Source organism: Mariniflexile sp. (genome assembly GCF_041583155.1).
In the GTDB taxonomy this organism is placed as follows: Bacteria; Bacteroidota; Bacteroidia; order Flavobacteriales; family Flavobacteriaceae; genus Mariniflexile.
Window position 1 is genome coordinate 44569 of the sequence record NZ_JBFHGK010000008.1, and the last position, 14555, is coordinate 59123.

11 protein-coding genes are annotated in these 14555 nt (G+C 33.1%); 5 read left to right on the forward strand and 6 right to left on the reverse strand.

Annotation, left to right across the window (positions count from 1 at the left end; translation table 11 throughout):
* The first annotated feature begins 16 nt into the window (after positions 1-16).
* The 4 genes from ABYI63_RS04555 to ABYI63_RS04570 all read left to right on the forward strand — a co-directional run bounded on the left by ABYI63_RS04555 (position 17) and on the right by ABYI63_RS04570 (position 5722).
* Entirely contained in the window at positions 17-511 is a 495-nt protein-coding gene (locus tag ABYI63_RS04555; protein ID WP_372753903.1) for a DUF6702 family protein, read from the forward strand.
* A 111-nt stretch (positions 512-622) separates the two neighbouring features.
* Entirely contained in the window at positions 623-2932 is a 2310-nt protein-coding gene (locus ABYI63_RS04560; RefSeq protein WP_372753905.1) for a M1 family metallopeptidase, read from the forward strand.
* 89 nt (positions 2933-3021) lie between these two features.
* Positions 3022-3309 (forward strand): twin-arginine translocase TatA/TatE family subunit, encoded by a 288-nt coding sequence (locus ABYI63_RS04565; RefSeq protein ID WP_372753907.1) that lies wholly within the window; start codon positions 3022-3024, stop codon positions 3307-3309.
* Positions 3310-3460: 151 nt separating this feature from the next.
* Positions 3461-5722: an ATP-binding protein gene (locus ABYI63_RS04570; protein ID WP_372753909.1), complete on the forward strand. Its 2262-nt coding sequence runs from the start codon at positions 3461-3463 to the stop codon at positions 5720-5722.
* Positions 5723-5730: 8 nt separating this feature from the next.
* Here ABYI63_RS04570 and ABYI63_RS04575 read toward each other — a convergent pair whose 3' ends face one another.
* Positions 5731-6372 carry an O-methyltransferase gene (locus tag ABYI63_RS04575; protein WP_372753911.1) on the reverse strand — a complete coding sequence of 214 codons (642 nt, stop codon included), beginning with the start codon at positions 6370-6372 and terminating at the stop codon, positions 5731-5733.
* Positions 6373-6605: 233 nt separating this feature from the next.
* On the opposite strand from ABYI63_RS04575, the gene ABYI63_RS04580 reads away from it, so the two are divergent.
* Entirely contained in the window at positions 6606-9158 is a 2553-nt protein-coding gene (locus tag ABYI63_RS04580; RefSeq protein ID WP_372753913.1) for a TlpA family protein disulfide reductase, read from the forward strand.
* Positions 9159-9264: 106 nt separating this feature from the next.
* On the opposite strand, the gene ABYI63_RS04585 is transcribed toward ABYI63_RS04580, so the two are convergent.
* From ABYI63_RS04585 to kynU, 5 genes are all read right to left on the reverse strand, one after another.
* Complete coding sequence (locus tag ABYI63_RS04585; protein ID WP_372753915.1) at positions 9265-10347, reverse strand: amidohydrolase family protein; 1083 nt, start codon at positions 10345-10347, stop codon at positions 9265-9267.
* A gap of 9 nt (positions 10348-10356) precedes the next feature.
* A complete protein-coding gene (locus ABYI63_RS04590; protein ID WP_372753917.1) occupies positions 10357-10881 on the reverse strand; it encodes a 3-hydroxyanthranilate 3,4-dioxygenase in 525 nt (174 codons plus the stop codon).
* Between the two features lie 114 nt (positions 10882-10995).
* Positions 10996-11778 carry an SDR family oxidoreductase gene (locus ABYI63_RS04595; RefSeq protein ID WP_372753919.1) on the reverse strand — a complete coding sequence of 261 codons (783 nt, stop codon included), beginning with the start codon at positions 11776-11778 and terminating at the stop codon, positions 10996-10998.
* Positions 11779-11870: 92 nt separating this feature from the next.
* Positions 11871-13283: an FAD-dependent oxidoreductase gene (locus tag ABYI63_RS04600; protein WP_372753921.1), complete on the reverse strand. Its 1413-nt coding sequence runs from the start codon at positions 13281-13283 to the stop codon at positions 11871-11873.
* Complete coding sequence (gene kynU, locus ABYI63_RS04605; protein WP_372753923.1) at positions 13276-14547, reverse strand: kynureninase; 1272 nt, start codon at positions 14545-14547, stop codon at positions 13276-13278. The genes ABYI63_RS04600 and kynU overlap by 8 nt, the downstream gene beginning before the upstream one ends.
* Positions 14548-14555 lie beyond the last annotated feature (8 nt).

Genomic DNA, 14555 nt, shown 5'->3' on the forward strand with positions numbered 1-14555 from the left:
TACTTAAATGAAATACATGAAACGGTTTATAATACTATTAGTTTTACCTTTATTTGCTTTTACTTCTTTTCATAAGTATTATATAAGTGTAACTCAAATCGATTACATAGAAAGGAAACAATCCGTTCAAATAATATCAAGAATTTTTATAGACGATTTAGAGCGATTGATTCGTGAACGTTATGACGAAACGATTACATTGGGTGGTAAAAAAGAATCTCTGAAAGCAGATGAATATATTCAGCGGTATTTAGGTGAAAAAATGATTATTAAAATTAATGGAAAAAGGGCAAACCTAACCTTTGTTGGTAAGGAGTACGATGTAGATTTAGTGAAATGTTATTTGGAAATTGAAGATGTAAAAAAAATTGAGTCTTTTGAAATTAGCAACAAGGTTTTATTTGATTTATTTGACGATCAACAGAATATTATAAAAACAAAAATCAACTCCAAACAAAAAAGTGTGATACTTATTCCACAAAACGAAAGTTTTTTGTTTACTTACCAATAAAAAAAGGTTAATTCATTTTATTATTCGCAATATTATTTCGTTTTTTGTGGAAATGAATGAGGTTTTTTTATATAAACCTTAAATTCACCTAAATAAACACAAGATTCAGTAATGACAAAACTAAAGTATTATTTCCTTTCAGTTCTTTTTGTTTCTGCAGCAGCTTTTGCTCAAGATGATTCCACAAAAGAGCGTAAACCAGGTCACACCAACACTAATAAATTTAGACAGTTATACGACCAATTCGCAACTCCAAACATGTTCAGAACCGCTTCAGGAGCTCCTGGACCTGCTTATTATCAGCAGCAAGCAGATTATAAAATGGACATTGTTCTAGATGATAAAAATGCTACGATCTCTGGTATTGAAATGATTACTTATGCTAATAATTCACCAGACAATTTAACTTATTTATGGGTTCAGTTAGATCAAAACAAGCGAGCGAAAGATTCTAAAAGTCCTCTAATTGAAGAAAGTAATGTTTCGCAAGTTGCAAGTCCGGAAGCCTTTGTTAAGAATTATATGAAAGACCCTTTTGATGGTGGTTTCAATATTCAAGAAGTGAAAGATGCTACCGGTAATCCATTAAAATACACCATTAATAGTACTATGATGCGTGTAGAATTACCAACAACTTTAAAGTCTGGAGAAAAATTTGCATTCACCATAAAATGGTGGTACAACATAAATGATCACGTTGACGGACGTGGACGTTCTGGTTATGAGTTTTTCCCAAAGGATGGTAACCGCGCTTACATTATTGCACAATTTTTTCCAAGAATGGCAGTGTATAATGATGTAGAAGGTTGGCAAAACTCCCAGTTTTGGGGACGCGATGAATTTGCGTTACCATTTGGAAATTATGAAGTTAATATTACCGTACCTGCAGATCATATTTTAGATGGTACTGGAGAATTAGTTAATAGAAAAGAGGTGTTTACAAAAACGATGATGGATCGTTTTGAGCAAGCTAAAAAATCGTATGACAAACCTGTTTTAATTGTAACACAGGCTGAAGCTGAAGTAGCAGAAAAAGGGTTTTCAAATACCACAAAAACTTGGAAGTTAAAGGCAGAGAACGTACGCGATTTTGCCTTCACAACTTCAAGAAAATATATTTGGGATATGATGGCTGTGAAAATTGGTAGTAAGGATGTTATGGCTGTTTCTTTGTATCCAAAAGAAGGAAACCCGCTTTGGGAAGATTGGTCTACCCTAGCCGTTGCAAGTACTTTAGAAACTTACTCTAAATTGACTTTTGATTATCCTTATCATAAAGCCATTTCAGTTCATGCTCACCAACAAGGGATGGAGTACCCAATGATTTGCTGGAATTATGGCCGCCCTAATGAAGATGGAACATACAGTGATCGTACAAAATATGGCATGATGGGTGTAATTATCCATGAAGTAGGTCATAACTTTTTCCCAATGATTGTAAATAGTGACGAACGTCAATGGACTTGGATGGATGAAGGGTTAAATACTTTTTCTCAGTATATCGCAGAACAAGAATTTGGTAAGAAACACCCAAATGCACTTTCGCCACAAGATAAAACATTTCCTTCCGATCGTGGTCCTGCACGTTTTATAGTGCCATACATGGGGGGAAACCAGGATTTTATTGCGCCAATTATGAGCAAAGGTCTAAATGTGTACCAATTTGGGAATAATGCCTACGGAAAGCCGGCAACGGCATTAAATATTCTAAGAGAAACCATTATGGGGCATGAATTATTTGATTATGCTTTTAAAGAATATGCAAACCGTTGGAAGTTTAAGCACCCAACACCTGAAGATTTTTTCAGAACCATGGAAGATGCTTCTGCGGTAGATTTAGATTGGTTCTGGAGAGGCTGGTTTTATACAACCGATTGGGTTGATATAGGTATAAAAGAAGTGAAAAAGTATTATGTGTCTTCTGAACCGAATCAATATATCAAAGACTATTTAGCAAAAAATGGTAGAACCATGAAAGATATGAGACCATTGGTATTTATGGTGGAAGAAGGGAGCGATGAGTTTAAAGAAGAACTTAAAAACGGAACGCTTTTAGAAAATTCTAAGACGCTCAAAGAATATTTAATGGATAACTTTACTGAGGAAGAGCGTAAAAACATAAAATCGCCAAAACACTTCTATAATATTACCTTTAATAAACCAGGAGGCCTAGTAATGCCTATTATTGTTCAGTTTACTTATGCAGATGGTACTACAATGAGAGAAACTTATCCAGCCGAAATATGGAGGCTTAATGATAATGAAGTAACAAAGGCCATTGCTAGTGAAAAGGAAATAATAAGGATAGATATCGATCCAGATTTGGAAACTGCCGATATCGATGTTTCCAACAATTCTTGGCCAAAAAAAGAAACGCCAAACGAATTCGAAAAGTTTAAGGAAAAGAAAAAAAATAGATAATTTTATTAAAGCCAACTTTATAGTTGGCTTTTTTATTTTTTTTAACGTCAAATTCTCAAAGTATTCCAACAACTTACTATATTTGCATCGTGATACTACAAGCTACATTTTTATTTATATCTGGTGCCGAAATAGCTTTCATTCTATTTATCGTCATCATGGTTTTTGGTGCTGATAAACTACCCGAAATAGCTCGAGGTTTAGGAAAAGGCATGCGTGTTCTTAAAGATGCGTCCAACGATATAAAACACGAAATCACTAAAAGTGCAGAAAAAAGTGGTATTGATACCAGCATTGTTTCCGACGTTAAAAAGGAACTTGATAATGTTAAAGACGAGTTAGGTGACTTTACTGGTTCGGTAAAACGCAAGTTGTAACGCAAGTAATCTCTTTTTATTGCAGTCGTTTGGCTGTTTTTTTTACCTTTCTTTTTAAATCATCGAGTAATAAAAGACTTATATCGGTTTTATTTAGTTTTATCTTTCCTTTATTTTAAGTTAGTAATCCCAAATCTAAAATATTGAAAGGATGAAAACTAACCTACTAATCGGTTTTTTCTTTGCCATTACTTTGTCCTATAGTCAAAGTGAAAGAAAAGTAATTAGCTATATTGATAGCCTTAATTCACTAGCCTCAAGTCATTATAAGAATAATGACATTACACAATCCTTTAATTATCTTCTTGAAACTGTAAAGTTATCGGATTCAGTCTATGATGATTACGGCAATGCACAGGCCAATTTTTTACTTGGTAACATATATAATTATATGGGGCTTTCTAAAGAAGCAGAAAAATGTTATGTAACCATGTTAAAGAAAGCAGTTAAGATTAATGATAACTATTTAATTGCTAGTTCTTATTTAAGTTTAGGAGAACTTTATAGGAATAAAAAACCTTTAGATGAATTCATATTATATTACGATAATGCATTAAACTATGCTCTAAAAAGTAATCTTTTGGATGAGTATAATGTAGATAAAAGAGAAAGCATTTTGTTTGATGTGCGTTTAAAATTAAGCCAAATTTATTTAGAAAATAATGAAATAAATAAAGCTTATATGAGCTTGTTGGAGGCTGAAAAGGGCGTGCTAGACAACGATTATTCTAAAGCTAGTTTAAATTACACATATGGCCTGTATTACAAAACAAAAGCGTCCTATAATTTGGCTAACAAAAAATTTACCGACGCTTTAGGTTATTTAAATAAAAAAAGTGATAATACTAAAGTCAATGCATTATTAAGTGATATTTATAATGAACTTTCAATATCACTTGCAAAGTCTGGTAATGTAGACCAAGCATATAAAGTGTTATTGTTACATAATAGTTTGGAAGAAAAGCTTTTAAATGAAGAAAAAATAAAAGAAGAAAAAAATGCGAAGTCTAAATTTTTTATTGCAGAATATAAAAATATAGCTCAAATAGCTAATAAAGAAAGATTATTACAAGAAAAAATATCAAATAAAATTAAAACCGTAACCATTATTGTGAGCATTGCTTCTGTAATTTTACTGGTATTAGTTTTTATTTTGGTTAAAAATTACAAATCTAAGAAGCGATTTAGCCTGATTTTAAAGGAACGTAATAAATTATTATTGATAGCTAAAGAGCAGGCCGAAAAATCTTCTAAATTAAAATCTGATTTTATTTCGAATGTAACACATGAGTTGCGCACACCACTTTATGGTGTGGTAGGATTAACATCCTTGATGCTTGAAAATAATAGTCTTTCTGAAAAAGATTATAAAATGCTGGAGTCTTTAAAGTATTCCGGCGATTATTTATTAAATCTTGTAAATGATATTTTACAAATAGGCAAAATTGAATCTGAAAGTATTGAATTAAAGAATGTTTCGGTTAACCTAAAAGATATGGTAAATGGACTTATTGGCTCATTTGAATACCGTTTGAAAGAAAGCAATAATCAAATTCATGTATTAATAGATCATAGCATTCCTGAGGTTTTGAGTTTTGATAGTGTTCGAATGTCTCAAATCTTGATTAATCTAATAGGGAATAGTATAAAATTTACAAGTAATGGTCATATTTGGCTGCGTATTATATTGAATAACAGTAATGATTCTACTGTAGACTTACGATTTGAAATAGAGGACAATGGCACAGGAATTCCTGAAAACCAACAAGAAACCATTTTTGATAACTTCACCCAAATTACCGAAAATCAGAATGTTAATTATCAAGGTACTGGCTTAGGGCTTTCTATAGTAAAAAGTTTGTTAAGCTTATTCAAAAGTAAAATCCAACTATCTAGCGAATTTGGTAAAGGTTCAATATTTAGTTTTAATGTTGTTTTAGATGTGGATAACAATTCGGTTGTAGTTCCTAAAAATGAAAAAATTGGAAAAATTATTCCTTTAAATGCAGGCTGTAGAATTCTTATTGCCGAGGATAATAAAATTAACCAAATTGTAACAAAAAATTTATTGATCAAAGAGAAGTATGAATGTGATGTTGTTGAGAATGGTTTAGAGTGTGTTGAAGCTTTTAATAACAAAGAGTACGATTTAATTTTAATGGATATAAATATGCCTGTAATGGGAGGTAATGAAGCTACTGTTGAGATTCGTAAAACAAATTCCGATATTCCGATAATAGCCTTAACTGCAGCCGATATCGAAGAGGTTAAAAAGAATTTTGACAGTATTGGTTATAATGGTATTATCACAAAGCCATTTGATAATTTTGAATTCTTTCAAGTTATCAATGCTCACATACAGAAGAATAAAGCTAAAAATAAATCAAGAGAAAACCTTGTATTGGTTTCCTAGTTAAAGTATTAAAGCTTTCGGCTAATGGTTAAACCATCTCTGATAGGTAATAAAACGGTTTCTATTCTAGGGTCTTCTTTTAATAAGGTATTATAGTCTAAAACTGCTTTCGTTGATGCATCTTTAGGGTCCAATGGTTCAACAACTTTACCGTGCCACAAGACATTGTCTGAAAGGATAATACCGCCTGGATTTAGTTTGTCAATAATTAAATGGAAGTAATTAACGTAGTTAGGTTTATCAGCATCAATGAAAATTAAATCGAAAGTTTTATCCAGTTTCGGAATAATGTTTAAAGCATCGCCCAAATGCTGGAAAATTTGATGACCATATTCCGATTTGTCAAAATATTTTCTTTGAAAATCTTCCAATTCTTCATTAATATCAATAGTGTGTATTTCGCCATCTTTTTGCAAACCTTCCGCTAAACATAAAGTTGCATAACCGGTAAACGTGCCTAATTCTAAAATGGTTTTAGGCTGTTTTAGTTTAGATATCATGCTCAATACCCGCCCTTGGTAAGGACCACTAAGCATAATAGGTTGCAATATCTTTTGGTAAGTTTCACGGGTAAGTTGCTGTAATAATTCGGGTTCTGCTTCAGAGTGTGCTACTACATAATCATCTAAATCTTCTGGTAAAAAGTGCATAATAAACGTGCCTTGAAATTAAAACTCGAAAGTATTACATTTTATTTATTCATAATAATGTATGTCTTCTTTTTAATTAAATTATACTTTTTTATGCAATTTGTATTTGCAGTTCGTTGGAATTATTCAAGATAGTTATCTAAGTAATATTTAACATTTAAATTGTGTAATTTTTCTTGTATATTGTATGCTTATTATTACAACGCTATTCTGAATAAAAACAATCCAATTAAATGAAAAACCTGTTATTAATTTTAGTACTACTCGTATTTAGTCAAACCTATTCACAAAGCGAAATAGAAAACCCACACTATAGTTATTCGATAGGACAAGGTAGAGTAACAAAAGTGGAATTGTTAGAAAATGCTACGGTATTACATTTTGATGTTACATTATATACCAATAAACCATGCAAGATACCTAGTGCTTCGTACATACAGCCCGTAAATAGTGATGAGAAATACTTTGTAACAGGAAGTGAAGGTGTTGTTTTAGATGTGGAATTTGAAGTACCTGGGAAATTAAGAAAAAAGTATAAATTAATGTTTCCTAAACTGCCAGAACATGTTACACATGTAAAATTTGATGAGTTTGAACAAGGTACTTGGGAAATACATGATTTGGAAGTTAGAGGCTTTAAAAATTTACCTAAAGAGCTTGTTGGTAATTGGTTAAATGCAGATGGAAGTAATTTATGGCATCATAGTTTTTATAATAATAAAGCCATTGTTGATAGAACGGTTTGGCAATACAAATCTGTTGAAAAAGATGGTGAATTTTACAAGATTAGTTTAGAAAATAGTAATGAACAAAAAACAATGTATGCTAAGGTAAAAAATAAAGAGCTTATTAGCTTTGGAAACACTAAAAAGATGTTAATTCCTTACACTACAAAAAAGTCATTTAATAAAAAGAATAAATTGAATAATGACGAGGTTTATACGGAGTCTAATTTGTTTAAAACAGATTCTGCTACCTATTCAGGCATCATAGCAAACTACTCAAAAAATAGTAATTACAAAACGGGTAGTATAAGTGTTAACAACGTATTTACAGGCTCACAAGAAACGTATCTTGTTGAAATTGAAGAAGATGGTAGTTTTTCAGTTAAATTTCCAATGCATTACCCACAAGAAATTTATATTAGGTTTCCATCACATAGTGCTTCCATTTTTGTTGAACCTGGCAAAGAAACTTGGAATTTAATTCAATCAAGTGATGTAGCCGATTCTTTTTATTCTGAAAATTTGGCTTTAGTAAATACACAATTAAACCATTTTGTGTATTCTAACAGAACTATTGAAGACCATATGAAGTTAAGAGAAAAAAATATTCTGCCAGAAGATTATAAAAAATTATGCTACGCCATTTATGATAAAAACGCCAAAATTTTAGATAGTGTTGTTAATAATTCTGTTTTAAGTAAAAAGGTAATTCAAATCATGCAATTAAATTTAGAATTTCAGAAATATGAAAATTTAATTAGTTATGAAATCTATCATGAACGAGGTGATGATAAAGATGCAAAATACCTAACAGATAGCACTTATATGGATTTTTTAAGTCCAAAAATATTGGACAATAAATTAGCAACATTAACTAGTGATTTTTCCGGACTTATTAATCGTCTTCGTTTTTCCAAGCATATTAAAAGAGGTAAAAACTATTCAGTTAAGCATCCACAAGTTCTGGAGTTGGCTGAAATTATGAAAGAAAAGGGACAAGAAATTACAGTAGAAGAGCAAGAATTGATCGATTCTCAACTGCAATTTAAAATAAATAACGCTGTTGCATTAGAAAAGCAAAAAGCGTTTAGAGAGGTTAATAATGAGACTTTAATGTCATTTAGTACTAAGTTTAGCAAGGTTTATCAGAAAGTGCCAGAAACGCAACGTCAAAACCTATTTAGTGACAATGGATTTATTCTCGATACCATTGCTGCTTATGCAAAAACTTTTGATATTGTGTTTTCAGATGAAGAAATTAGTATAATTAAAGCTCAGAAAACTATTTTAAATGAAGAAGAGAAGCAAAGCTTTAAAGACTTTTATACTAAAGAGTTAAATGAGAAGAATCAGGCATTTACAAAAAAATATTACCACATCATTAGAGAGTTTGTTGATGAACAACTAAAAGAGAAAAATTTAGAAATGTATACTCGATATTTTAGAGATAAGCCATTATGGGTTTCAGATTTGATTTTTTGCCAAGCTCTTGCTGGACCTATAAAAGACCAAGTTACACCACTATCTGATTCCGTTTTAGCAAAGTATTCAAGTTATATAAACAATGAGTTTGTAAAGCAGCAGTTATATGCTGTAAATAGTAATACCATAGCGAAAATAGAAGATAACAAAAGCAAAACAGGCTATGTGTTAAATGAAACACCAAATGCAGAGGCAGATAAAATTTTTGAGGCTATTATAGAAAAGTACAAGGGTAAAGTGGTTTTTATTGATTTTTGGGCTACCTGGTGTGGACCATGTCGTTCTGGCATGACCAGAATGAAACCGTTAAAAGAAGAATTAAAAAGTGAAGAGATTGTATTTGTTTATATTACAAACCCATCATCACCAGAAAAAACGTATCAAAATATGATTCCAGATATCAAAGGCGAACACTATAGGGTTTCCAGTGATGATTGGAATTACTTAAAAGAAAAATTTAAAATTACAGGGATTCCGCATTATGCCTTAGTAAATAAAGAAGGTGTGGTTGTAAAAGATAAAATATATTTTTCATCTTCAAATGAGGAATTCAAGAAACTATTAGAAGCGTACTTGTAAGATGAAGACATCTTACAATAAAGCTATAAAAAAACAGGGGCCTTTTTAAAACGCACCTGTTTTTTTATAGAATAAGACTATTTATTTTAGAAATTACAGGTTTAAATTAGCCCAAGATTCTATTTATTAATTTCTGCTTCGCTGTTTCATCATCGCCACAGAGCCATTGTATTACGTTGTCTTGCCAAATTGCGTCACGTTCTACTTCTGTAACAATGTTTTGCTCCATTGCCAAATCTAATATTTTTCCGGGATAAGATGATTGTTTGGCACTTTCCATTTCCCCCAAAGGGTATGGGTCATCTAGCCCCATTAACACCTGTTTGGAACCTTGATTTTTAATTAGAAGTTGTAAGCCACCGGTATCATGAACCAAAGTGTCGAAGAAAATATTTTTATGTCCCACAGCTTTTCTAGGGTGATGTTTACCTTCAAATAAATCGGGTCTGCCATCAAACCCTTGTATGCGTCTACCTAAATTAATTTGCGCCAATTGGCCACCATGCGCAAAACAGGTTCGCATGTTTGGGTATTTTTCTTGGTAACCGTTCAAGGTTAAAAAGTGGTAAGCATCTGCACATTGCGCCAGCATCCAAATTAAGTGAAAACGCCAAGAGGTATTTTCTAATTTTATAAATTTTTCACCATCATACGGGTGGATTTCAACCGCTAAATTATATTTATTTGCCAATTCAAAAATAGGCTCGTTTTCTTCATCAAAAATACAACGCCATGTTCCAATGGTATCCATGTAATGTGTTGGTAAACAGAGTAATTGCATGCCGTGTGTCTCAACGCAGCGTTCAATTTCCCAACAGGCACTTTTTACAAAACCCGGATGCACTACAAAACCACAGGTAAATTTACTGGGGTTATCATGTTGAATACGTGCATTAAAATCATTCTGAAAACGTAAAGCCTGTTTCATTTCTTCCACTCGTAAGCCATTGCCATAAAGTTGCGATAGGTTTAAAACCACTGCGTGGTCTATGTTGTAACGTGCCATCCATTCCAGTTTTTCATGTAAAAAAAAGCTAGAATCGGTTACAGGTCTTTTCCAATCTTTTTGAAGCATGAATTTTCGGTCTTTGTCAACCCAAAAAATGCCTTTTTCTCGCATAAAATCGGGTATCTCCTCGGGGTAAGGAAGCAAATGTGAATGCCCGTTGATACGAAGTTTACGTGCCATAAAACAAATTTAAATTTTCTTAGGCGGATCCATTACATACGTGCATTTTGTGCAAGTACGTTTTTCTTCATCACCATAAAATTTATCGAAAATTTTAGGCATATCGGTTTCTATATTTCCTAATTTAAACTTCTTTCTATACAGTAAATTATTGCATTTTTCGCAGTACCATTCCAAAGCATCTTTCATCTTTTTAGAACGTGGGTATTCAATTACCAACCCAACGGTATTGGCAACACGTTGTGGCGAATGTGGTACTTTTGCAGGTAACAAATAAATATCCCCTTCCTTTATATGGATGTCTTTTGGCGTATTGCCGTCCATAATTTTCAGTATCATATTGCCCTCAATCTGATAGAAAAACTCGGGGGTTTCGTTATAATGGTAATCCTTTCTGTTATTAGGGCCTCCAACTACCATCACAATAAATTCACCGTCTTCCCAAACTACTTTGTTTCCAACAGGCGGTTTTAAAAGATGTCTATTTTTATCAATCCAAGCTTTAAAATTTAAAGGCGAAACTAATTTGCTCATAAATGTATTTTTTAGGGCGTGTCCCTGCAGGGTCGGGCTTTTCGCTATATCTTTTTTGCTTTTAATGGCAAAAAAGGATGCCGCTACAATCCCTCACGCAAAATTATTATAAAGTTACAAACTTTTTGTGCGTCCACCATCAACAGGAAGGTTAATTCCGTTTATGTAGCCTGCACATTCACTTGCTAAAAAGGTAATTGCATTGGCTGTTTCTTCTGGTTGAGCAAAACGTTTTGCGGGGCTGTAGTTTTTCATAATTTCGGTCATAGCCTCGATAGAAGTGTTTTCTGCAGTAGCTTTAATTTTAATAATTTCAGCTAAACGTTCGGTATCTGTGAAACCAGGTAATACATTGTTTACGGTAATGCCAAATGCACCCAGTTCAACCGATAAGGTTTTGCTCCAATTGCCAACAGCACCTCTAATGGTGTTACTTACACCAAGCCCAGGAATAGGCTCTTTAACCGATGTAGAAATCACATTAATAATACGGCCAAAACCTACCTTTTTCATAAACGGAATTACCGTTTGAACCAAAACGTGATTACATTTTAAATGCATGGTAAATGCATTGTCAAATTCATCCAAACTGGCCGACAAAATAGCGCCACTTCTTGGTCCTCCCGTATTATTTACTAGAATATGAAAACCGTGATTTTTGTCAATAAACTTAATTATTTGCTCTTGTAAATCTCTGGGATTCGAAAAATCTGCAACAATGTAATTATGGTTTTCACTGTTTGGTAGCTCGGATAATACTTGTTTTAATTTATCGCGGTTTCTTGCAACAAGGGTTATATTAACACCTTCGTTTGCAAGCGCTACAGCTGTAGCTTTTCCAATGCCTTGGGTGCTTCCACAAACTAACGCGTTCTTATTTTTTAAGTTTAGATTCATTTTCTTTATTCATGCAAAATTCCTGTAATGGCAGGAATCTGATTATTAGTTATCTGAATTTTTTAAAGACTTTTGATTTAGTAGTAACTCGGTTATTTTAACCTTTTAACACTATCTTGTACCAAAATGGCTTCGGTTTCTTTTATTACTCTATCTAAAATAATTTTTAAATCATCTTTGGTCATGTCGGGTTCAACTAATAAATCATTATCTGATAACAGATTTAATATAGCCTTGTCTTGAGCGCGTCCGCGTAACATGGCCTCTCTATAACCAATATGTTCATTAAAAGTTACTAATGAGTATTTAGATGAATACTCGTTAGGAAATTGTTTTTCCAAAGCCATTTCTAAATTGCGCTTATCTCTAAAAAGCTTCTGGTTAACATGGCCTTTCATTTCATGGAAATTATCGATAGCTAAATCCGCAATGGCATCGGTATCTATTTTTCTTGAAGTTGCAAAAGTTTTAAAAATAGTTTCCCAATCGCCATCAACAGTATCTAAAACCTTATCTAATTCTACAACATCTTCAAAGGCGGCATTCATACCCTGTCCATAAAATGGTACAATAGCATGAGCAGCATCGCCCATTAAAAGTGTATTACCTTTATAATTCCAAGGGGAGCATTTTACGGTACCCAATGGTGATGTTGGATTCATAAAAAATTCGTCAACCAAGTTAGGCATCAACTCTAAGGCGTCTTTAAAATAGGTGCTAAAAAACTCAAGAATACGGTCTTTTTTGGTTAAATTATTGAAATTATATGGGCCTTCATCATAACTTAAAAATAAAGTTACCGTGAAACTACCATCTAGATTGGGAAGTGCAATAAGCATAAAAGATTCTCTTGCCCAAATATGCAGTGCATTTTTAAAGGCTTTAAATTCACCTGTTTTTGTTGGTAAGATACTTAATTCTTTATAGCCATGATTTAAATACTCTTGCGAGAAATTAAAGAGAAACTTTCTGCCTAAATAATAACTCTGCCTCATTACAGAGCCGGCTCCATCTGTTGCTATTATCACATTGGCCTCTTTAATTATTTCATTTTTATTTTCATAATCTTGAAACAGTGCTGTGGTTTTTTCAAAGTCAACAAACTTACATTTTCTATTGAAAAAGATGTTGACATTTTCGTGCTTTTCTGCTTCGTCTAACAACAATGCAGTAAGTTTTTGTCGGGAAATAGAGTTAATATGTTCATGTTCACGGCCACTATAAGGTGCAAAGAAGGTGTTTCCATCTATATCATGCAACATGCGGCCATTCATGGGGATGCATAAGGCTTTTACCTTATCTTCGATTCCAACCAATTTCATGGCTTTGTTTCCTCGATTAGAGAATGCCATATTAATGGAGCGCCCGGAGTTTAAATCTACTTTTCGTAAATCGGGTCTCTGTTCATAAACCGATACTTTAAAACCGCGTTGTGCTAACCGTAAGGCTAACAGTGAGCCGCAAAGTCCAGCACCTATAATGAGTATGTTTTGTTGTTTAGCCATTTAAAAAAGTTTTCAATCGTTCAACTAAATTATAAACATCTTGAAACGAATTATAGAGAGGGGTTGGTGCGCAGCGTATAACATTGGGTTCGCGCCAGTCGGAAATAATACCAGCTTGAACTAATTTGTTATGTAGCGATTTATCTGCATTTTTAACCTGTATGGATAATTGGCACCCTCGTTCGTTAGGATTACTTGGTGTTATAATTTTTATAGTTTCGTTATTTAATTGTTTCAGTAGGAATTCAAAATAACCTGTTAGTAGTTTTGATTTTTGAATAAGTTTATCCATGCCTATTGTTTCAAAAATCTCTAAAGAGGCTTTAATGGCGGCCATTGATAAAATAGGCGGATTGCTTAATTGCCAACCTTCAGCGCCAGGTAGCTGCTCAAATTCATCACGCATTTTAAAGCGGGTTTCTTTATTATGACTCCACCAACCTGCAAAACGGTTGAGGTTTTTATTATGGGCATGACGTTCATGCACAAAACAGCCTGCAATACTTCCAGGGCCAGAATTTAGGTATTTATATGTGCACCACGAGGCGAAATCAACTCCGGAGTGGTGTAATTCTAGGGCAACGTTTCCGGCTCCATGGGCACAATCAAACCCAACCATACAGCCATGTTTGTGGCCAAGTTTGGTAATATGCTTGAGGTCTAAAAACTGACCAGTATAATAATTAACGGCTCCAATTAGAATAAGTGCAATTTCATCACCTTGTTTATCTAAAATGGCTTCAAGGTCATCGTAATTGAGTAAATCTTCATCTTTTCGCGGTTTCCAAAGAATTAATCCTTCTTTAGAATCAAATCCATGATGTTTTAACTGCGACTCAACAGCATATCTATCCGACGGAAATGCATCAGCTTCTATTAGAATTTTATAGCGCTTATTTGTTGGTTGATAAAAAGACACCATCATAAAATGAAGGTTCGCCGTTAAGGTATTCATTACAACTACTTCAATGGGTTTGGCACCCACTACCTTCGCCATTTGTTCTCCCAGAATTTCATGATAATTTACCCACGGGTTTTTAGCATAAAAATGCCCTTCAACACCTAAGTTAGCCCAATCTTCTAATTCTTGATTTATATAAGCCTTTGTTAGTTTAGGTTGTAAACCAAGAGAATTACCTGTCATGTAAATACAATCACTTCCATCGCTTAGCTTTGGAATGTGAAATTCATTACGGTATAAAGCTAATTCGTCTTTTTTGTCCTGTTCTAAAGCAAAATTAAGACCTAACTGATAGTTTAACAAGTTCAATA

Bases quoted from the DNA above. Each gene is read 5' to 3' on its own strand.
- ABYI63_RS04575 (WP_372753911.1), bottom strand. From the start codon at position 6,372: ATGCACTTTTTACCAGAAGATTTAGATGATTATGTAGTAGCACACTCT.
- ABYI63_RS04595 (WP_372753919.1), bottom strand. From the start codon at position 11,778: ATGAATCTAAACTTAAAAAATAAGAACGCGTTAGTTTGTGGAAGCACC.
- ABYI63_RS04590 (WP_372753917.1), bottom strand. From the start codon at position 10,881: ATGAGCAAATTAGTTTCGCCTTTAAATTTTAAAGCTTGGATTGATAAA.
- ABYI63_RS04580 (WP_372753913.1), top strand. From the start codon at position 6,606: ATGAAAAACCTGTTATTAATTTTAGTACTACTCGTATTTAGTCAAACC.
- ABYI63_RS04585 (WP_372753915.1), bottom strand. From the start codon at position 10,347: ATGGCACGTAAACTTCGTATCAACGGGCATTCACATTTGCTTCCTTAC.
- ABYI63_RS04570 (WP_372753909.1), top strand. From the start codon at position 3,461: ATGAAAACTAACCTACTAATCGGTTTTTTCTTTGCCATTACTTTGTCC.
- ABYI63_RS04600 (WP_372753921.1), bottom strand. From the start codon at position 13,283: ATGGCTAAACAACAAAACATACTCATTATAGGTGCTGGACTTTGCGGC.
- ABYI63_RS04555 (WP_372753903.1), top strand. From the start codon at position 17: ATGAAACGGTTTATAATACTATTAGTTTTACCTTTATTTGCTTTTACT.
- ABYI63_RS04560 (WP_372753905.1), top strand. From the start codon at position 623: ATGACAAAACTAAAGTATTATTTCCTTTCAGTTCTTTTTGTTTCTGCA.